Annotated in this window: 18 protein-coding genes; 6 read left to right on the top strand and 12 right to left on the bottom strand. The window is 60.6% G+C overall.

The window, feature by feature from the left end:
• The 8 genes from YH3_RS35010 to YH3_RS20815 form a co-directional block, all read right to left on the bottom strand.
• Window positions 1-671, bottom strand: a 671-nt coding sequence (locus tag YH3_RS35010) for an enoyl-CoA hydratase/isomerase family protein (RefSeq protein ID WP_082920645.1), incomplete at its 3' end; no start/stop codon positions are given.
• A 120-nt stretch (window positions 672-791) separates the two neighbouring features.
• Complete coding sequence (locus tag YH3_RS20845) at window positions 792-1640, bottom strand: Bax inhibitor-1/YccA family protein (protein WP_020970268.1); 849 nt, start codon at window positions 1638-1640, stop codon at window positions 792-794.
• Between the two features lie 194 nt (window positions 1641-1834).
• Window positions 1835-2971, bottom strand: a complete 1137-nt coding sequence (locus YH3_RS20840; protein WP_064444011.1) for a class I SAM-dependent methyltransferase — start codon at window positions 2969-2971, stop codon at window positions 1835-1837.
• A 73-nt stretch (window positions 2972-3044) separates the two neighbouring features.
• Window positions 3045-3731, bottom strand: a complete 687-nt coding sequence (locus YH3_RS20835; RefSeq protein WP_003943290.1) for a nitroreductase — start codon at window positions 3729-3731, stop codon at window positions 3045-3047.
• A gap of 68 nt (window positions 3732-3799) precedes the next feature.
• On the bottom strand, window positions 3800-4705 hold the full coding sequence (locus YH3_RS20830) for a TIGR03619 family F420-dependent LLM class oxidoreductase (protein WP_050657062.1): 906 nt from the start codon (window positions 4703-4705) through the stop codon (window positions 3800-3802).
• A gap of 3 nt (window positions 4706-4708) precedes the next feature.
• Complete coding sequence (locus YH3_RS20825) at window positions 4709-5560, bottom strand: SDR family NAD(P)-dependent oxidoreductase (protein ID WP_064444010.1); 852 nt, start codon at window positions 5558-5560, stop codon at window positions 4709-4711.
• A 46-nt stretch (window positions 5561-5606) separates the two neighbouring features.
• Window positions 5607-7997 (bottom strand): bifunctional diguanylate cyclase/phosphodiesterase, encoded by a 2391-nt coding sequence (locus YH3_RS20820; RefSeq protein WP_082920625.1) that lies wholly within the window; start codon window positions 7995-7997, stop codon window positions 5607-5609.
• Window positions 7990-10293, bottom strand: coding sequence for a bifunctional diguanylate cyclase/phosphodiesterase (locus YH3_RS20815; RefSeq protein ID WP_238592666.1), 2304 nt, complete (start codon window positions 10291-10293; stop codon window positions 7990-7992). Before YH3_RS20815 ends, YH3_RS20820 begins: the two co-directional genes overlap by 8 nt.
• A gap of 296 nt (window positions 10294-10589) precedes the next feature.
• Here YH3_RS20815 and YH3_RS20810 point away from each other — a divergent pair, with 296 nt between their 5' ends.
• From YH3_RS20810 to YH3_RS20785, 5 genes are all read left to right on the top strand, one after another.
• Window positions 10590-11267 (top strand): tellurium resistance protein TerA, encoded by a 678-nt coding sequence (locus YH3_RS20810; protein WP_007728823.1) that lies wholly within the window; start codon window positions 10590-10592, stop codon window positions 11265-11267.
• A 289-nt stretch (window positions 11268-11556) separates the two neighbouring features.
• Window positions 11557-11751 carry a hypothetical protein gene (locus YH3_RS20805; protein WP_064444008.1) on the top strand — a complete coding sequence of 65 codons (195 nt, stop codon included), beginning with the start codon at window positions 11557-11559 and terminating at the stop codon, window positions 11749-11751.
• Window positions 11752-12695: 944 nt separating this feature from the next.
• Window positions 12696-13382, top strand: coding sequence for a hypothetical protein (locus YH3_RS20795; RefSeq protein ID WP_064444006.1), 687 nt, complete (start codon window positions 12696-12698; stop codon window positions 13380-13382).
• Window positions 13383-13727: 345 nt separating this feature from the next.
• On the top strand, window positions 13728-14039 hold the full coding sequence (locus YH3_RS20790) for a hypothetical protein (RefSeq protein WP_064444005.1): 312 nt from the start codon (window positions 13728-13730) through the stop codon (window positions 14037-14039).
• Window positions 14040-14049: 10 nt separating this feature from the next.
• Entirely contained in the window at window positions 14050-14346 is a 297-nt protein-coding gene (locus tag YH3_RS20785; protein ID WP_064444004.1) for a hypothetical protein, read from the top strand.
• 49 nt (window positions 14347-14395) lie between these two features.
• Here YH3_RS20785 and YH3_RS36775 read toward each other — a convergent pair whose 3' ends face one another.
• On the bottom strand, window positions 14396-14662 hold the full coding sequence (locus YH3_RS36775; RefSeq protein WP_238592664.1) for an ABC transporter permease: 267 nt from the start codon (window positions 14660-14662) through the stop codon (window positions 14396-14398).
• A 276-nt stretch (window positions 14663-14938) separates the two neighbouring features.
• Between YH3_RS36775 and YH3_RS20775 the strand changes: the two genes are divergently transcribed.
• Complete coding sequence (locus YH3_RS20775; protein ID WP_064444002.1) at window positions 14939-15814, top strand: hypothetical protein; 876 nt, start codon at window positions 14939-14941, stop codon at window positions 15812-15814.
• A gap of 29 nt (window positions 15815-15843) precedes the next feature.
• On the opposite strand, the gene YH3_RS20770 is transcribed toward YH3_RS20775, so the two are convergent.
• The 3 genes from YH3_RS20770 to YH3_RS20750 form a co-directional block, all read right to left on the bottom strand.
• Window positions 15844-16023 (bottom strand): hypothetical protein, encoded by a 180-nt coding sequence (locus tag YH3_RS20770; protein WP_064444001.1) that lies wholly within the window; start codon window positions 16021-16023, stop codon window positions 15844-15846.
• A 1162-nt stretch (window positions 16024-17185) separates the two neighbouring features.
• Window positions 17186-17665 (bottom strand): helix-turn-helix transcriptional regulator, encoded by a 480-nt coding sequence (locus YH3_RS20760; RefSeq protein WP_154100321.1) that lies wholly within the window; start codon window positions 17663-17665, stop codon window positions 17186-17188.
• Between the two features lie 912 nt (window positions 17666-18577).
• Window positions 18578-18979: a helix-turn-helix transcriptional regulator gene (locus tag YH3_RS20750; protein WP_064443997.1), complete on the bottom strand. Its 402-nt coding sequence runs from the start codon at window positions 18977-18979 to the stop codon at window positions 18578-18580.
• Between the last annotated feature and the right edge of the window lie 306 nt (window positions 18980-19285).

Raw genomic sequence — 19285 nt, 5'->3', positions numbered from 1 at the left:
TGAGCTTCGTCCGCCCATCCGTGACGGAGCAGTCGTTTGGCGGCAAGGACTGCCGGTCCGACGTTGGCGGCAATCTGCTCGGCACTCTCGCGGGCGCGTGCCTGTACCTGGTCGGCCGGCACGGCGGCTGTCGCCAGTCCGTAGGCGGCAGCTTCGACGCCGCTGAGCCACCGGGCCGACAGGATCAGCTCGGCGGCTCGCTGCGTTCCGATCACCTTGGGCAGCAACCAACTACTGGCAGCTTCGGGAGCGGTACCCAGCGAAGTGAACGGTGCACGCAGACGTGCGTCCTCGGCAACGTAGACGACGTCGCAGTAGAGCAGCATGGTCAGCCCGATGCCGACGGCGGCGCCGTGCACCGCGGCGATCAAAGGCTTCGGGAACTCCACCAGCGCAACGATGAGCGGCGCGAATGCGTGGCCGAAGTCGGCATTGTCCGTGTCTGGTTCGGCCAGTGCCCGTAGGTCGACACCACTGGAAAATGCCTTGCCTGCGCCCTCGACGATCACCACGGCCACGGCATCGTCCGACGCCGCGTCGTCGAGCGCCTTGGTGAACGCTCGAAAACCGGCTGCATCAAATGCGTTCAGGCGACTCGGATTATTGAAGGTCAGCGTTCGCACTGCTCCGGCATCCGCGACCAGGATGGGTTCAGAGGTGTTTGTCGACATTCGCTCCCCTTCGTTCCAAACCAAGCAGTTGCTAGGTATCCAAGCACCGTAACCGTCCACAGACGACAAAAGAAGGGCCCCTCGCGGGGCCCTTCTTCGTGTTACGGATCGACTCGAGAACTAGTCGTTGTTGAAGTAGCTCAGCAGACGCAGGATCTCGACGTACAGCCAGACCAAGGTGACGGTGAGGCCGAATGCGACGCCCCAGGCTGCCTTCTCGGGCGCCTGTGCGCGGATCAGCTGATCAGCGGCGTCGAAGTCGAGCAGGAAGCTGAAGGCTGCGATGCCGATGCAGACGAGGCTGAAGATGATGGCGACGGTTCCACCGTCACGCAGTCCCAGTCCGCCCTCGGTGAAGAAGCTCGCGACGAGGTTACCGAGCGCCAGAACGACAACACCGATCAACGCACCGATGATCATTCGCGTCAGACGAGGTGTCACCCGAATCGCACCGGTCTTGTAGACGACCAACATGCCGAAGAACACGCCGAAGGTTCCGAGGACCGCCTGCGCAATCAGCATCGACGCGTCAGCGCCTTGGAGTTGGAAGGTGAACATGAACGACAGCGCACCGAGGAACAGGCCCTCGGCCGCGGCGTACGCCAACACGATTGCCGGGTTGTCCATTTTGCGACCGAACGTCGCGACCAGAACCAGAACGAGGCCGACGAGACCGCCGCCGATGACCAGCGGGGCTGCGAGGTCGGCGTTGTTGTTGACCAGGAAGTACGACACCAGTGCCGAGATCGTCAGCACACCGAGCGTGATGCCCGTCTTGGTGACGACGTCGTCGATCGTCATGGCCCGCGAGGTGGGACCGGTCTGGTACGGCTCGGCCGGAGCGTACTGCGGCTGACCGAACTGCTGGGTTGCCTGCGAGGCGCCCGCCGTCGCAGATCCGAACGAGGCGTATCCGTTGCCCTCTTGCTTGGGCAGATTGCGGAACACCGGGTTGCTGGTGGTGCGCACCGTGATCATCCCTTCATCGTGGTGGCCTACGACGGGTGCGTCGCGGGTTCGCCGGACGGATCCGAGTTTCCGACACGGTCCGTGTACCTGACTAAAAGTAAAGCACTCGTAATTTACAACGTCGAAGCTTCGGTTGTAGTTCCCGGCGCATTTCCGGAAGATCAACACTCGTCGACACTCGTCCCTTTTCGATACTAGGACGGTTTGATCGACTTCATCACGATGAACTTCGCGTTCTTCGCCATCGCCTCGCTCGGACCCACCGCGGCTTTCAACGGTTCGCGATACCCCAGATGCGCGTTGTGAACAGTCCACAACTCGCCACCGGGACGCAGGACACGGCCGGCAGCTTCGAACATCTTGAGTGCTCCGCCGGTGTGGACCGCCGCGCCGACGTGGAACGGCGGGTTCAACAGAACCAGATCCGCGCTCGCACTGGGCAACGAACTCACGGCGTCGTCGCGCAGGCCGCTCACTCGATCGCCGACGCCATTTGCGGACGCGGTCGCCAGAGCCGAAGCGACGGCTGCCGAGGACTGATCCGTTGCGATCACGTGCACGTCCGGGAACTTCCGCGCGATCGCCGCCGCGAGAATACCGCTGCCACAACCCAGGTCGATCACGTCACTCAGCGGATCGACCGCAATCTTTCCGAGGTTCTCCAGGAGCAACCGGGTGCCGATGTCCAGGCTCGCACCGGCAAACACGGCGCCGTGAGCAACGACGTCGAGGTCGAATTCGTCGAGGCGTTCGGTCATCGGGAACGTGATAGCAACCTCGGCCTTCGGTTCCGAAGCCTTGAGTACGCGGGACTTCTGCCGTCCACGCGAGGCGCTGACGTCGGAAAACGATTCGCCGAGAACCTTGTTCATCGCCGGGGTGATGTGCTTGTCACGCCCACCGGCGAAGACACGAACCGCCGGGTCGGCGTGGAGCGCGATCAGCTGAGCGATCTCGGCAAGTTCGGCGAGGCTACGCGGCAATTGCATGAGCACGACGCGGGCGCCGCTGAGCAACTCCTCGTCCAGTCCGTGCGAGGTGAAGGCGTCACTGAATCCGAGTTCGCGCGCATTGTTCGCGAGGGCCAACTCTCCGGTGAGCGGATCCTGGTGAACGCGCACGCCGGCGATTCCGTGCACGAGCGCAACACCGGTAGTCAGCGCACCGTAGTGATCGCCGATCACGACGACGGTGCCCGCCGGTGCCGCGGCGAGAGCGTCGGCGGCCTCGTCGAGGATCAGACGATCAGCCGCATCGACGGCAAAGAGATTGGGTGCCTCGACATCGGGGAATCGGCGCAGACGATCGAACAGTTCGGGTGTGTCGGACATGCCACCAGTCTTTCAGGTGGAACTACGCAACACTCAATCCCCCGACCAGCAGGTGATCAGTTCGACATCCCTGTCAGTTCGACATCCACTGCACGACGTTGTCGACGGTTTCGCGTTCGGTGCGGAATCCGTTCACCGGGTGGTCGGCGTCGGGGTATCCGAACGAGATCGCGCAGACAACCTTGCGAGTGTCGTCGATACCGAAATGCTCGTGAATGAACTTGGAGCTGCCCGCGAGCGCCGCCTGCGGGATCGTGGCGACCCCCAGACTCTGGGCCGCGAGCAGGAAGCTGTTCACGTACAACCCGCAGTCGACTGCGCCGTAGGTGCCCAATGCCTCGTCAGTGGTGATGATCGCGACGTGAGGAGCGCCGAAGAGCTCGAAATTCTTCATCGTCTGTGCCGCGGATCCGGCGCGGTCACCGTGCTCGATTCCGACGCTCGAATACAGCGCCATCGCGCAGTCGAACCGACGCGACTTGTAGATGCCCTGGTACGCGCGCGGGAACTCGAAGTCCGACTCCTGGGCGTTGGCCATCACGTACTCACCGAGGCCGGCGCGGAATCGCTCGGTGCCCTCCCCTTCGGTGATCGCGACCTGCCACGGTTGCGTGTTGCACCACGACGGCGTCTTCTGCGCCAGCCGAAGGATCTCCTCGATCACCTCACGTGGCACCTGACGGTCCTCGTAGGCGCGGCAGCTGATCCGGGCGTCGAGCAACGCTTCCAGGCTCGTATCCACGACGATGCTCTCGGTCATGTGTTCTCTCCTCGATCAGGCTGCACTACAACACTTCGCACGATAGAACTACCGCCTCGACGCAATCGTCAGCGGGTCACCTTTGCGAAGGCCGACACCAGCTCGCCGAACTCTGCCATCGCCGCATCCGGATCCGGATCTACTGCTGCCAGCGCAACCAGCACATCGGTGGCACCGGATTCGAGCAGCTGCTCGGCGCCGATCATCGTCGCCGGGAGGTCGATCGAACCGTCGGACCCGCGTACGACGGTCAGTCGCCCACGGACCTGCAATTCCGCTGGATCGCGTCCGAGATCCGCCATCGCTTTGCCGATGACGTCGATCCCTTCACGTAGGTCGTCGTCCGCGGCACCCATGATCGGAATCCACCCGTCACCCCAGGTTGCGACGCGTCGTACAACGGCCTTGGAGAGCGAACCGGACACCCAGATCGGGATTCCAGCGGCCGGACGGGGCGCGCAGTACACGTCGTCGAACTTCAGACGAGGGGTGTCGATGCTCGCCGGCGCCGAACTCCACAGGGCCCGGCACACTGCGAGAGCGTCGTCGAGCAGTGGTCCCCTTTTACCGAAGTCCATACCTGCCGCCTCGTATTCACGTTCCTGCCAACCGGTTCCGACGCCCAGGTCGAGTCGGCCCCCGGAGAGCAGATCGAGTGTCGCGGCCGTCTTGGCCAGTACCGCTCCCCCGCGCAGCGCCGCGATGACGATTCCGGTCCCCAAGCGAATTGTCTTCGTCTGTCCGGCAACAAAAGCCAGGACGGTCAGCGGCTCGAGCCAGTTGGCGTCGGGCTCGGTGGGGAACGCCGACCACGTGTACGCCGAGTTGTCCGAGCCCATCACCACGTGATCGGTGACGAGGACCCGGTCGAAGCCGGCAGCTTCCGCGTTCTGACAGACCTGCACGAGTTTCGCGTAGGAGTCCTCCGCGAGAGTGGTGCCGAAGTTGGGAACGTTCAGACTGAAAGTTGTCATGTGTCAAGCCTTTCGGGGCCGGTTGGTCCAGCCACCCTCTTCTGTGGGGAACCAGCCTCCGGCAGCGTGCGAGCCGCCGTCGACGTGGATCACGGTTCCGGTGATGTATCTCGCCAGGTCGGAAGCCAGGAACAGTGCGGGGCCGGCAATGTCGACCGGCTGGCCCGGTCCGCCCAACGGTGCCCACCCCGGCCACTTGTCCCAGTCGTCGGCAGGAACGATCGTGCGATACGGCACCTGTACCGACTCGATCAGATCCGGGGCAATGGCGTTGACGCGCACTCCGGTTCGACCGATCTCCACACCAAGGCTTCTGGTGAACTGTGTCAGCGCGGCCTTGTATGCCGAGTACATCGTGTGGCCCGGGATCGCTCGATGCGCCTCCACCGTCGTCAGGTTCACGATCGATCCACCCAAACCGCGGTCGATCATGCCGGGAAGCAGGGCATGGGTCAGACGCACGACGTGATCGAAATTGATGCTGCCGGCCTCGGACCAGAAACCTGGATCCGTACCGGTGAACTCTGTCGGCGGGTTCAGGAAATGACCCACATTGTTCACAAGGACGTCCGGGGCGAACTCGGTCAACGCGACGGGGACTTCCCGCGTCCGCACGTCGTACTCGAGATAGTTGATCGAACCACCTGCAGCCAAGTCGAATTCGACGTCGCCAAGAGGAGCCACGTCGACAACCAGAACTGACGCGCCATGCGATGCAAATGCTCGAACAATCGCTGCGCCGATTCCCTGGGAACCGCCTGTGACCACTGCCTTCTTACCCACCAACATCGGCCCTGGGGAGTACGCCGATCCGACCACCACGAAGACACCCTTCTGCAGTTCGATGTGAAGCACTTCGGCGTACCGTCACACATCGAACGGCAAAACGGGCGCAAAGTTCTCACTCAGTGGTAGCCGCGACACCCCACCTGCTCGAACCGCCGAGTCGCCCATTCAAATAGTGCGGAATCTCGGCTGCCCGTATCGGCATTCCCTCGAGGTACCCCTGGATCACGTCACATCCGCACTCGGTCACTATCGCGCGCTGCCTCTCCGTCTCCACGCCCTCGGCGACGGTGTCCAGCCCCAGAGACTTGGCAATCGCGATGACGGCTCGCAAGACAGCGAACCTCGAATTCGAGGGATCCGCGTCCAGCGGTGCGACGAACGCCCGATCGATCTTCAACCGATCGAGCGGCAGCCGGGCCAAGCTGGCAACCGAGGAGAACCCGGTGCCGAAGTCGTCCATCGCAATGGCGATGCCGAGCGCCGAGAGCTGTACCAACACATCTCGGTCGGCGTCGTCGATGACCAACGATTCGGTCACCTCGATCTCGAGTCGGCTGGGGTGGAGGTTCACCTCGATCAGTGTCCGGCGTACCGAGTCGACGTATCGACTCGAACGCAGTTGCACCTGAGAAACGTTGACGGCAACCCGAATGTCCTCCGGCCACGTTGTCGCCGCCGTGCAGGCAGCCCTCAGAACACCTGCACCGATCGGCACGATCAAGCCGGTTTCCTCGGCGACCGAAATGAAGTCTCCCGGCGAGACGAGACCTGAAGTCGGATGGTTCCACCGCAGCAGAGCCTCGAACCCGACGACAACTCCCGTCGCGGCCGAGACCTGTGGCTGATAAACCAACTCGAACTCTTCGTCGATCAACGCACGACGAAGATCCAACAATGCCCTGGCCCTACCCGTCGCACGATCCCGCAAAGTCGCATCGAAGGCGCGAATCTGGTTCCGACCGCTCTCCTTTGCGTGGTAAAGCGCGAGGTCCGCGACAATCACCAGGTCTTCGAGGCTGTCGGCGTCGTCGGGCATCGAGCCGTACCCCAGACTGGCACGAATGCGAATCTGGTTGCCGACCAGTGAAAATGGTCGTTCGAATGAGTCGAGAATCGTTTGGAATCTCTTCTCCACCTCATCTGCACTCCCGATGTCGTCAAAGGCTACGTCGTCGAAGGCGATGGCGAACTCGTCACCCCCCAGTCGGCCACAGATCTCGTTCGATCGCAGAACGCTGTGCAGTCTGCCGGCAACATCGCGAAGCACGTCGTCTCCGATGTGGTGTCCCAACCGGTCGTTGATCGACTTGAAGTTGTCCAGATCCAGAATTGCCAGCCACACCCTGTGTCCGTCCCGAATCCGCGAAGACAGTTGAGCGTTGAAGCTGTACCGATTTCTGAGCCCGGTCAACGAATCGATCTCTGCCAATCGCAAGATGTTCTGGCGCTGGTGATACGAGTGCGTGATATCGGATCCGACACCGCGCCACCCGTAGGTCGCCCCATCGCCACTGCCCGGGTGACCTGACATCGACCACCAGCGAGTATCGCCCCGAACGACGACCTGCATGGTGAGGTCCCGAAACGCCGTCCCGGCTTGAAAATTCGCGGCGAGGAGATCAAGGGACTTCCTGCCCACATCTGTTCGGGACGCGCCGATCCCGATCAGGATCTCGTGCATTGTGCGGCCCCGAATCTGTGCTGCCGGCAAACCGACCTGCTCGGCGAATCGATACGACACGGTACTGGCGATACCGCGCGAATCGGTCTCCCAGAGCCAATCCTGTGCTCCGTCTTCGAGATCGTTGAGCAACAACTCGACGAGATCTCGTTCGTCCTCGGCTATGAGTTCGGCGCGTAGCCGTCTCTCGAAAAGTTTGGCCAACAGCAAAGTTCCGCTGTAGAGCGAACCTACAAAGACGACCAGCACCCCGATCAGCACGAAACGCGATGTGCCCGGTTCCGTCCAGAACGCCCCGGCCAACCCGACTCCCACCAGGCTGATCCAGACCACAGTGATTCCGCGAAACATCATGGTGGGAAACACGCCGACCGCGATCCCACCGATCAAGGTCGAGCTCAGTACCAACTCGTCACGAGGATCGAGCATCGGGAAGAGAACGAGAGCCAAGCACGCCAGGAGCACTCCCCAGACAATGATTTCGACTGTGAGTACCACCAGTTCGGTGGTCTGGGACTCGGAGACGCCGAGACGCGAGCGCCGGAGCCAATACACACTGAATCCAGCGCTCGACAACAGCATGACGCTCGACCAGGCGAAGGTGAACCATCCGGCATCCACCGGCAGAAGCACCACGATCGCTGACAAGGCAACCGCCGCGGTCAGAAACGACCACGGCAGTACGCGCGCGGTGAACCGCAGTCGTCGATCGAGTAGGCGACGGCGATCGTAATCCGAGAGGTGTTGTTCCGTGGCGCTGCGACCGAGTTTGCGCACCGACGTCCCGACGCGACGCCTACGGAGTACTGCCGGGTCACCCACGTCGGCCTGCTACCGCCGCTGCGACCGCGTCGACCGACATGGCTCCGCCGGCGATGTATCCCTGAACAGTCCTCACCCTTGCAGCGGCCACGGACTTCAAGTCTTCCTCACCGTCGACTCCCGAGACGACGACCTCCATTCCCAACGCGTCGACCAGATCCACGACAGCTTCGAGGATCGACCGTCCACCAGGCACTGCACCCGAAATGGAGCGCTCTATCCGGACTCGGGTGAACGGAAGGCCGGACAGTGATGCGAGCGAGGAGAATCCGGCGCCGAACTCGTCCACGGTCAGCGCGATTCCCATGTCCGCGATGGCGTGCAACGCAAACTTGGACTCGTCGGTGATCGCCGATGATTCGTTGAGTTGGAGCTCGAGCTGATGTGCACTGACACCTGATCGTCGAAGCGAATCCCCTATCGCGACGACAAAGGAATCCGATTCGAGCTGACGCGTCGATACCGCGACGGCTACCCGCAGGTGATCAGGAAGGCGGGACGCCGCCTCGCAGGCCAACTCGAAGACGGTAGTCCCCAGTGAGTACGCCAAACCGGTGTCGTCTGCGACGCTCATGAATTCGGCGGACGTAACGGCACCGAGGCGGGCGTTGTGCCAGATCACGCGGACTTCCACGGCCACGATCTCGCGGGAAACCACGTCGATCCTGGGCAACAGCTTGAGTTCGAGGTCCTTCTCCGCGACAGTGTTTCCCAGATCTTCGAGCAGGCGGGCCCGCCGATCGGCCACGGACTTCATCGAGTCTCGATATTCACGTACGGCCCCGCGCCCGGATTCCTTTGCCGCGAACAAGGCCAGGTCCGCAGCGCCCATCATCTCGTCGGCGGAGGACGGCAGCTCGTCGGGGAGGTAGTACCCGATGCTGCATCCGATCTCCAACCGCGTACCAGCCACTGTGATCGGCTCGTGCAGAGTTTCGATGTAGCGGCCGAGCAGAGTACGAACTTGTGAGCTGTCACCCACATCGGTGAAAAGAACCGCGAACTCGTCTCCCCCCAGACGTGCGAACAACTGTGACACCCCGCCGGCTTCGGACAGGCGATCCGCGACCTCTCGCAGAACCGCGTCGCCAACGGTGTGTCCCAGTGTGTCGTTGACCGACTTGAAGTTGTCGAGGTCGAGCATGGCCAACGCGAGACCACTTTCGCTTGTGTACGGCTCGCGCAGCAGTCGCTCGAGCTCGGTCCAGAAGCTGTGCCGGTTCGGCATACCGGTGAGTGCGTCCACACGACCCATCCGCACGATCTCGTCACTCTGCAGTTTTACTTCCGTGACGTCGGAACCGACTCCTCGCCAGACGAACTCGTCGGGTGTACGGCCGGGGCGCGGGCGTCCGGAGATCTGCCACCACCGAATTTCACCGTGAACTCGGACCGGAACGAGCACGTCGACGAATGCGGTCTTCGTGTGGCGGGCCTGCTGCAACTCCATGAGCGCATCGATCCCGCCGGGGATCCGTAGGGTGCCCAACTCCATGAACAGGTCCTGCCACGCCGTTCCCTGCAACTCGGTGGAGTCCAGCCCCGCTTCGACCGCGAGCCGCGTCGGGATTCGGTTGAACTTGCCTTTCTGGTCCGTCTCCCACACGAAGTCCCCGGCGTTGCCTTCGAAGTCTTCGAGAAGCATCTGCACGACCGATCGTTCCGACGCGGCGCTCAATTCAGCTCGATAGCGAGATTCCAGGTTGCCCGAGACCACTATCGTGCCGCCGATCAGAGCCGCGCCATAGGCGATCATTCCAATGAGAATTCGTTCGAACTCGGGTCCCGGCTGAAGCCAGAATGCCACCCCGAGGATTATCAGATTGGACAGGACCCAGGTGACCCCCACCACTCGCAACATCGCGGTGGCCACGGCTCCGGCACCGGTGATCGATGTGGTGACCGCTATCAGGATCAGATCGCCGGAATCGTCCAGGATCGGGTACAGGACCAGGGCGAGCGAGGAATACAGGATCCCGACTACAGCAAATTCGACGATGAGAAACGCGTAGGACATCCGGTACGTGGGTGTGATCAGGTTGAAATGAATGGCGAGACCCACGCACATCCCCACCAACCCGATCACGCCGGACAGCAATGGCCACACACGCGGCAGCGGTCCGCCGTCCGGGGGAATTACATACAACGTCAGCCCGAGTGTGACGACGAGGTGGACGGCAGCGGCCCATGGCAGCACGCCGAAGGTGACGGCTATCTGCTCACGAGTTACGTCATCACGTTGGGCGGGCGTCAGTCTTTGTCTCTGGCGGGGTTGCCGAAGCGACAGGACTGGCATCACTTACCTCCCGCTCCCACGACGCAATTGAATCGGACGTCCGACTCAGCAATTCTTCCGTAATTGGACGTTGCCGTGTCAACCAGTGCGTCCACCCTATTTCGGAGTCGCGTCTGCCCACAGACACAGTAATCAGCAAACTGCTGGTCTGCCGCAAGTTGGCGCCGCAAGTTTGATGCCCATGGGTTGAAATCAGACATGAGGGACAATGGCCGGAGATCGCCGATCACGTCGGTGGAGATTCCTCGACGGGTAACACGATCGGACTCATTCGAGTTCAGACAAGGACTATCACGATGGCAATCGACTACACCCGACGTTCCGGCGAGTCCACTCCGTCGCAAGCACCGGTCAGCCTGAGCAAGATCACGCTCACCAAATCGGCACCGACGGTCAACCTCGCGAAGGCGGGTGAACGACAAGGCAATATGCGCGTGAACCTCAACTGGTCACAGGGGGCACCACCGAAGAAGACCGGTTTTCTCGCCAAGCTCGCCGGCGCAGGCTCTGGTGCGGTCGACCTGGACCTCGGATGCCTCTACGAACTTGCCGACGGGTCCAAGGGAGTAGTTCAGGCCTTGGGTAACAGTTTCGGTTCACTGACTTCTCCGCCCTACATCTCCCTCGACGGCGACGACCGCAGTGGTGCGAACACCGGCGGCGAGAACATGCACGTCAATCTTGGTGACCCAAGCGCTTTCCGGCGAATCCTGATCTTCGCGATGATCTACGACGGCGCTCCCAACTGGGCGGCGGTGGACGGCGTCGTCACCTTGTATCCCACCAACGGGCCGGAGGTGGAAGTGCGACTCGACTCCGCCAGCAACCAGGAGCGACTGTGCGCGATCGCTCTCATCCAGAGTTCAGGTCAAGGCGTGACGGTGACGCGCGAAGTGCAGTACATCAACGGCAGTCAGTCCGATCTCGATCGGGCCTACAACTGGGGAATGAAATGGGCTGCCGGACGAAAGTAGGGGCTGCGGACGGGATCTCCCCCATCCGAATGACAATGTCCGAATCATCCACAATGTCGCAAGTTACTGGATAGTGTCGAGAAGTGGGGTCGGACATGAGGGGTCACGCTCGACACCGATAGTGGGTCGGTGACGCTATGTGCTTGGCGACGCCGACGTTCGACCGGAAAGGCCCTCGATTTCCCCCGAGATCGAGGGCCTTTTCGTATCTTGCGTCACTGTTCGCACCCTTTCATTAGTTGATCGTTAAACTAGGCGTTCGTCCAACATGCACCGATGGAGAACGTGAATGTCCACGAATTCAGATCGACGCCCGCGCCTGCCCGTGAGAATCGCCTACCTCGCCGCAGGAGTTCTCTTTGTCGCCGCCATGCTCCTGTTGGCAAGCGTCGTCAACCCTGATCGGGACCGCGATTTCTCGATGAACCACATCCCCGCGGGGACGTCGACGACCGCCTTCGCCGCAACGTCCGACCTCGGCTAACGAAGGTACCGGTACGTAAGTGGCGCACGTCACGAACTGTGGGTAGTTTCAACGCCGATGGTTCGCCGTAGGTCGGTATTGAGAGGGACGGCCAACCACTGCCCTGCCTGGTTGCCCCACCCAAGCAGGCAGGGCACCCCAGATCAGGCAGGCACCCCCGATAATTTAAGCCTCAAGTAACTGTTACTCGGGAAAGACTTGTATCAAACGGGGACGAATCGTACATTTCATCCGGCAGTCGGCCTTCGTCCGACGCCTTTGCCGTCAATGTCGACGGAACTTCTCTGAACACCACCACAAGTCGGCCACTTGTCGTGACCGCATTCGTCCTCGCGAAAGGCTCGCCCATGTTCGATTTCTTCGGCGCAATCTCCGGCTTCTTCGGCCTACTGTTCGGCACCGGCTCGTCGAGCGGGAGCTCGGGAGGAAGCAGCGACGCACCCGTCGCCCCGCCTACCTGATCCACAAGCCTCACCCGGCACCGATCCGCCGGGTGAGGCTCTCGCGAATCTCTTTGAAACACAACGTAACAGCACTTCAACTCCACCGACTTTTCTGCGGATCCACGCCGACACACTCCGGCGTCCGGACAGTTTCACCACATCGCCTGCAGTAATGGGTCCTGTGTCCGCCATTCTCCGTCGAGGCACACCCGCAGACCTCCCAACCGACAAGGCATGTGTTCGCCGTGAGCCGGTGTCCGTTGGGGCAGCAGTCCGGGGATTGCTCGGTCAACCGCATCTCCACATTTTCGCACACATGTTCGACAACTTGATACTGCCCGCTGCACATTCGATTACACCGGCCGCTTCCGGTCGGCCCGAGCGCAACTATCCCTTCCGTCACTTCGGTCTGCTTTAATACGAAGGCTTTGTCGGGGGTTTACCAATGTCCGAAGTTGTCGAGTTTCTGCGAGCACACGCAGGCGAACACGGGGTTGAACTATGGGTTTCTTCAAGAAGGCGGCTGTGACTGCTCTAGCGGTCGCTGCAGTCGGAGCATCAACAGGGATCGCATCAGCTGATCCGTCGACCGACGTGAATTACGAAGCGAAGGTCGTCGACAAGTCGATCGTCACCACCATCGACGCCGGGTTGTTCAAGGTGTCCGGCGACGGCAAGTCCGTCGTCTTGCAGGACAGCAAGGGAGCCGACCTTGTTTTCCTGCCTCTCGCATACAACCTCGGGGATCTACAGTTCCCCTTCGATCGCACGATCAGTGAAGACGGTAAGACCCTCACGCTGACACCGATCACCGATTCTGCGAAGGCAACACCTCGACCCGAGAGTGCGCCTGCGGCAAAGGAATGGACGCCCGTCGCCTCGCCCGAGGAGAATGATCGGGCGATTGCGCACTTCCAGAGCCAACTCGGCCTCGGCACTCAGGTCGGCAGCCTGCTCGGCACCATCGTCGGCGCCGGAATCGGTTGCGCTGTCGGCGCTCCGCTGGGCTTGACCATCGTCGGACTCCCCGTCGCCGCGGCACTGTGCCTGGGTGGCCTCGCAACAGGCGCCGGAATCGGCGGTGTCGCCGGAACGATCCTCGGCGGCGGCGGCGCGGCTGTCGTAGCCGGCATCGATCTCGTCAACACGCTGAATGCTCCTGCAGGGACGACCGTCTGGGCTCAGTAGCCACTTGGTGGTCAGTCGCTGCTCCACGGAAAGCCCCGCCCGCCCGAAGAGGACGAGCGGGGTTTTTCGATTCAATGTGCAGGAGGATCTACGTGGTGCCCCCAGTCGGACTCGAACCGACACTTGACGGATTTTAAGTTTGCTCTTCTCGACATTTGCCAGAATTGACAAAATTGGGAACATTTACGAACCGTTGTAGCTCAACATGATTCGTCTTTGTACGCTTGGCTCGATTGGCTGGTTTCAAACATGCTGCGTACTTACTGCGTACCGAAGCGCGTTTAGCACTCAAGCAGGGGTCCGACACATATCCGTTACGACCGGTCCGTCTGGTTTGATTCAGGCATGAAGAAGACCTTCGCCGCGGTCGCGGCCATTGGAGTGGCACTACTTGCGAGCGGATGTTCATCCGAACCAGCAGGACCCAGCGCCGAAGAAATCCGCGCACAACAATGCGCTGGGTTCGCGGAACTCACACCCGGATACCTCGAGATGCAAGAAGCGTTAGACATCCTGGGGGACGAAAACGCGACATCCAAAGAACGCGCGGACGCCATGTATCGGAGCATGCAACTCAGTAGCGACAAAGGTCGACGCACCAAACCATATGACTGCGACGTAGACACCAAATACTTCGCGGAATACATCACGAAATGAAAGGGGCATCATGAAGGTTGTCGTCGGTTTCGTAGCCGCACTCATCGCGCTCGTCCTCATCAAGAACGTGCTCCTTGCGATCGCCGCGAACTGGCTCACAATCCTGTTTGTCTTCGCCACAATAATCGCCATCGTGTTAATAGGGACGTTCGCGAAAACCTTCATCGACATCAACCGTGAAGGACACAAGCTCGCCAAGCAGCAACGCAAAGAACTGCTCGCCAGGGCAATAAACCAAAACACCGCATATCTGCAGGGTCATGATCGTGGCGTCTACGGGGACTATCCGCCCGCGGAACTTGACTAGACCATGCCTGACTAAGCCCTAACCGAAGCAACTGGTTTCTTCGGCACCGTCACGCTGCTGCAGCAGATTTGATGTGCCGCGATCCTGGTTGTGGGCCGACTTGTTGCCAAACGGCTGCAAGCAATCCGAGGATCGCCAAGGGTGCGGCGAATGCGAGCAATCCCCAGTAAGAGGACCAGTTCGCAAGCCCGATGATCGACAGACTAACGAGCGCAGCGACCGCTAACCAGGAGACGCACATTCGAGCTGCCAATGCCGCCGCCATCGGCGGTGCCGTTAGCAACAGTCCCAACCCGAACAGCGGCCACATCCCCAATGCATGGACGATACGGTCATCACACCGAAAGGAAGACTGACTTTCGCCGGTCTTCGCGCACGACAAAGACACCTCAGACATAGACCACGAGGACCCTACCCACGCAACAAAAGCCAATGCGGCCACGCCTGAGGTCCACCACACTGCTCTCCACACGTCCGCAGCCTAGCCCGGTGCGGGTCCAGCCGTTTCCGCTCGGAGTAGCTGGGATGTGATTCGGAGCGCTCTTTGCCGAATCATTACTCAAATCGAATGCGCGTCTGGTCTCCTAGATCAATGAGATCAAAGATCGTCGTCGCTGCGGCACTCTCGCTGAGCTTCTTCACTACCGGATGTGGAGCGTCGGTCTCTACCGAATCCGAACAGCCTCAAGACTCGGCCGTTCAATCCACGAGTCCGACAACCGAAGCCAGCCCTATTCGCAAGAAGGCGATCGGCGAAGAGGCGGCCGCAGGGTGCGTTGAAGGTGCCGGCAGAGAAACGTGCGACGTTCGATTCACGATCACCTCCATCACTCGCGGTGAATCATGCTCGGCATATTCAACTGGCATTCTGGAGCTGCCGGCGAACCACGAGGTCGTCCGCTTCAATATCGAAGCTGAGACTGCGCCTGAATTCAGCTACGCCCAGGCCAACGGCGTGTTGCTCACGCAGTACTGGAGCGTTGTCGATGCGGACGGTTACATGGTGAAGGATCCCGATATCGCTACCGGGTGTGACGTCGACGCAAACGTCGTCTACAAATTCCTTGAGCCAGGTACGAAACAGAGGTCAAGCGTCCCCATTATCGCGCCAGTCGGCGCGACAACGCTGCGTCTCTCCGAGCAAGGTCACGGCTGGGAATGGGAGATTCCTGCAGCGGCCGAGGCGCCGCCGGCCGTCACCACACCACAGGTTGAATCTCCCGCTCAGCCCACGACTCAGGAGTGGACCCCAATTACAACCACCGTTGTCCAGAACCCGGTTGACAGTCGCCCGAATCCCTACCCGAATTCACAGGACTCGTATGGTCGAGATACGGGAACAAGCGGGGCAACCCTGGTTGGATGTGGCGATTGGAGCGAGTATCAACCAGGTACGGGCATTTACTCAGACGGCTCTCTGGACTACGCCGCGCAGTGCCTACCCGGCGGGTCAATGGCGCCAAACTAGGCCGATGACGATTCAATGCCGCACGCGTTTCAGACCAGCAGCGCCAAAATGATCCAGCCTGCTGACAGAATCGCGAGCATCATGCCGATCTGATCGAGCAGACGACGCCGGCCCTCGTTGTGCTCGACGAGCAACGCTGCGACCCGGAATGGCAAACAGAGAACTCCAGCCACCACCGCGGCGATGGCGAGCCACCGTTCGAAAGACACTTCACCATCCCAGTTGTGACTCCCCTGACGATCGTCAGGTAATGGGACAGTAATATAACCGAGCGCCCTTTCCTTGCCAGGTCCGGGCGCACGGCTCACCGGAGCAGCAGTCACGCGCCAATCCGGTGAGCCCTCTGTTCTGCGTGACAGCACTTTAGTTCGTACTGCGGTCCGTCTCGCCTGAAGGCGAAGGAGGCGGCCGCTCCCTTGCGATTTCCGACACGGAGACTGGATGACCAACCAAAACATCCCCGCCAGCCCACAGAAGAAACAGTGGGCCTGGATCGCCCTGACCATCGCATCCATCGCGCTGGCAACGATCATGGCAATCGTTTAAGCGCCGATCCCAGCACTATAGGTAATGGGTTGGTAATGTCGATCAGGCATCCTGGCCTCGCAGTCTGGGATGTAGGCGGCCCGTTGACTTCGTCACCATCGATCGGCGGGTCGCCGTTGCATGTCGTTCCTGTCCGTTCCGGTCCGGTGGATGCGGGCGGGCCACCAGGATTGCGTGCACGCTCTGATCGGCGATCTGCACGCAGAGCCACCAGGCGTGACGGTCGGACGCCGCCCGGTGAGCTACCGCGGCTGCGCATCGAATCATGCGTCGGCCCCGATGCGTACGGCTCATCCTGACGAGACGTGCGCTGATTTGACCTGCCATCCAAACGAAATGCCCTACTCGACCCAAATAATTGGCGGGGCTTTCGACAGTATTACGCGTGTGGATTCGCAAATCGCGGCAAGGAAGCACGCGCAGGTAGTGGATCTGACCTGATCCCAAGCGACTTGGCGAGTTGACGGAGGTGCAATCGCGCGTGGGTGACCGCCTCGGGCAACGCTATCTCCATCACAAATTCGTCTACGACGTTTTCATCGATCTCTAGCGGTGCATCCCACGCATACCGAACCCCTAAATCGACTGACAACTGCCCGTATTTGTTTTCCGTCGCGACATCGATCCTCAAGAGAAGGCTTCGTGCACCTATGTTCGAAGCTGCTGAGATGTGAAACTGCTGGGGGCCCCCATCGTCCTCGTAAGGCTCGGCATCCTCGTCGGCATCACGACGTCGGCCGAATGTCCCATAGATTCGAGTGTCATTACGAGATAGGCGACTGGTCAACTCAAGGAGCGTGTCCACGTCCACGGTTTGCGTTTCGGTCATAGTGAAAGCTGCCTCCGCTTGCGCGGCTCGCCGTCCAACAGATCAAGTTCGTGCGGCTGAGCCGCGCTCGCTTGTAACGTGTACGACAGCACTTTTCCGCACCGCACAACTTCGTCACGGACGGAAGCAACTAACGCTTCGTCCTCAGTCTGAAATGTAACCCCATCGGAATCCCTGGTGTCGTAAAGCGCATGCGCACCGACACGGGCCTCAAACCCCATTGCATGCAGAAACTTTGCCAACGCGGCAATAGTAATGTTGCCGTCACCGTTAAGCACCTGGGAGACCCGTGCTTGACTCACCCCCATGAGGTCTGCGATGCCCTTTTTGTTGATTCCTGCAACGTCTGCAGCTTCTGCGCATTCGTTCAGTAGGTCAACCACATCCATGCCGAGGAGAGCTGCTGCCAAACCTTGCTGGCCTTGTGGCGTCCGATATCGGTCTTCGAAGGTCGGAGCCGTGGATTTACTTGTCATGACTTAGATCCTCCTTGCGAATCGTCCGAGCCCAATCGATAGCACTGGCTGGTGCGCGCGTGCCAGGCTTCGGAAAGCCGTCGGCCAAGCGTAGATGCCGCTCCAGATTCGGTATGTGCCAGATCTTCGAGTTCGGCCTGTCCGACACCTCGGGAGTCCGAAATCGATTACGGCTGACGTACTGGCCTGAACCGTCGGTGTCGAAGAAGCTAAGCCGATTCGTTCGGACCTTGAACTCCCAGATTCCTCCACCAAGTCCGTTGATCTGATGTTCACCTGCTAGCTCACCGCGGCTGCCGAACCTCACCATCAACGCCTTAAAACGATCTGCATCATCGATCTGATCTGCAACGTCATCACCCGCTGCTAGCCCTGCCTTCCAAGCTCCAGCAGCCAAGTGGTCAAGAAACTCGACAGCGGGAGAGCTACCGTCGCACCGGACCGCTGATCGAATTTCATGGCACTTACCTTGATGCTGCAGCCTCCTCGTCACTTTAGCCATAACTTAAGCGGATACTCCAATCCGTGACCAACTCGACATCAAAGCAGAGACACAATTGCCAGTGTTGCGATCAAACCATACCGTCCCGTTGGTTGATTCGAATCCCGTCAAATGACCCACAAACTGGCGTACTGCCGGCGCGAATTGGATAGGATTTCGTTGCTGCGGCGATTCTGAGTGGTCAGTTCGGCCGCGCAAGGCCTGCCCTCCGGCTGTGCACTCGCCGGGGGTGGGCCTCTCCAAACGCTCGCGCCGCCACGTCGAGCCAGAGACACTATGGATGCGCCGGCGAAGTGCCTGCGTGATACAAGAGCACCGTATGCAACTACCAATCGTGGTTCGGCCCCATGCCCGAGAAGTAGTATCGCTCGTGCACGTTCGCCTTTGCCTGCTCGACGTGCACGGCCCGCCTAGGTGTTACTGACGAACACTGTGGGCGGGCCATCTGGAGTATGAAGAACTCCGTTCACGCGCACAGGAATCGGCGGCCCTCCCGTGTCTCCCGCGGTCCGGCGTCGAATCTCGTCGAGAATCTGCTTGTTCGACAATTGCTGCAGCGACATTCTTGTCGGCGACAACGGCACGTTTTCTTCTTCAGCCATGAACCCAGCGGCGATCAACACTTCCTGCACAGATGCATCGAATAACGCTGCGACGCGCCGCAGGACCTGCGGCGTTGGGGACCGAGCGATCCTAGTCCACTGAAGCATCTGCGATGGATAGACACCCAGCGCCCGCGCCGCCTCCTCGGGGCTCTGATAGCCGCGGGCCGCGATCTGGTCACGAACCCAAGCTGCGAATCCTGACGACATGGGTGTTATTTTCCCACGAAGTTTCCGAATGTTTGCGCAGCGAAACAGTTCGAGAGTTGCGTGCTCGGATCCGTTATCCCCATGTGCTGTGCATGAATTGGGGATAGTTCAGTGCTCAAGTATCTGTGACTCCACGAAGACTGGTATCCGAAAAAAGCATTCTGTAACTTCTCGTTGGCGGCATCATTCGACTCCGAACTCGGGTATGGCGTAGCCCTGCCGACACGATCTCCCAAACTGTCGGCCGGGCACCACGAACGGTGCGCCGCTTCCGCCTCGGTTCTCGGCGTACCCCGGGGCCGCCAG

This window comes from Rhodococcus sp. YH3-3, assembly GCF_001653035.1.
GTDB classification, from domain to species: Bacteria; Actinomycetota; Actinomycetes; order Mycobacteriales; family Mycobacteriaceae; genus Rhodococcus_F; species Rhodococcus_F qingshengii.
The sequence above is the reverse complement of the archived record's forward strand: the minus strand, read 5'-3'. Positions and strand labels throughout refer to the sequence as shown.

Bases quoted from the DNA above. Each gene is read 5' to 3' on its own strand.
- YH3_RS20840 (WP_064444011.1), bottom strand. From the start codon at position 2,971: ATGTCCGACACACCCGAACTGTTCGATCGTCTGCGCCGATTCCCCGAT.
- YH3_RS20835 (WP_003943290.1), bottom strand. From the start codon at position 3,731: ATGACCGAGAGCATCGTCGTGGATACGAGCCTGGAAGCGTTGCTCGAC.
- YH3_RS20830 (WP_050657062.1), bottom strand. From the start codon at position 4,705: ATGACAACTTTCAGTCTGAACGTTCCCAACTTCGGCACCACTCTCGCG.
- YH3_RS20815 (WP_238592666.1), bottom strand. From the start codon at position 10,293: ATGCCAGTCCTGTCGCTTCGGCAACCCCGCCAGAGACAAAGACTGACG.
- YH3_RS20810 (WP_007728823.1), top strand. From the start codon at position 10,590: ATGGCAATCGACTACACCCGACGTTCCGGCGAGTCCACTCCGTCGCAA.
- YH3_RS20805 (WP_064444008.1), top strand. From the start codon at position 11,557: ATGTCCACGAATTCAGATCGACGCCCGCGCCTGCCCGTGAGAATCGCC.
- YH3_RS20795 (WP_064444006.1), top strand. From the start codon at position 12,696: ATGGGTTTCTTCAAGAAGGCGGCTGTGACTGCTCTAGCGGTCGCTGCA.
- YH3_RS20790 (WP_064444005.1), top strand. From the start codon at position 13,728: ATGAAGAAGACCTTCGCCGCGGTCGCGGCCATTGGAGTGGCACTACTT.
- YH3_RS20785 (WP_064444004.1), top strand. From the start codon at position 14,050: ATGAAGGTTGTCGTCGGTTTCGTAGCCGCACTCATCGCGCTCGTCCTC.
- YH3_RS20775 (WP_064444002.1), top strand. From the start codon at position 14,939: ATGAGATCAAAGATCGTCGTCGCTGCGGCACTCTCGCTGAGCTTCTTC.
- YH3_RS20760 (WP_154100321.1), bottom strand. From the start codon at position 17,665: ATGACAAGTAAATCCACGGCTCCGACCTTCGAAGACCGATATCGGACG.
- YH3_RS20750 (WP_064443997.1), bottom strand. From the start codon at position 18,979: ATGTCGTCAGGATTCGCAGCTTGGGTTCGTGACCAGATCGCGGCCCGC.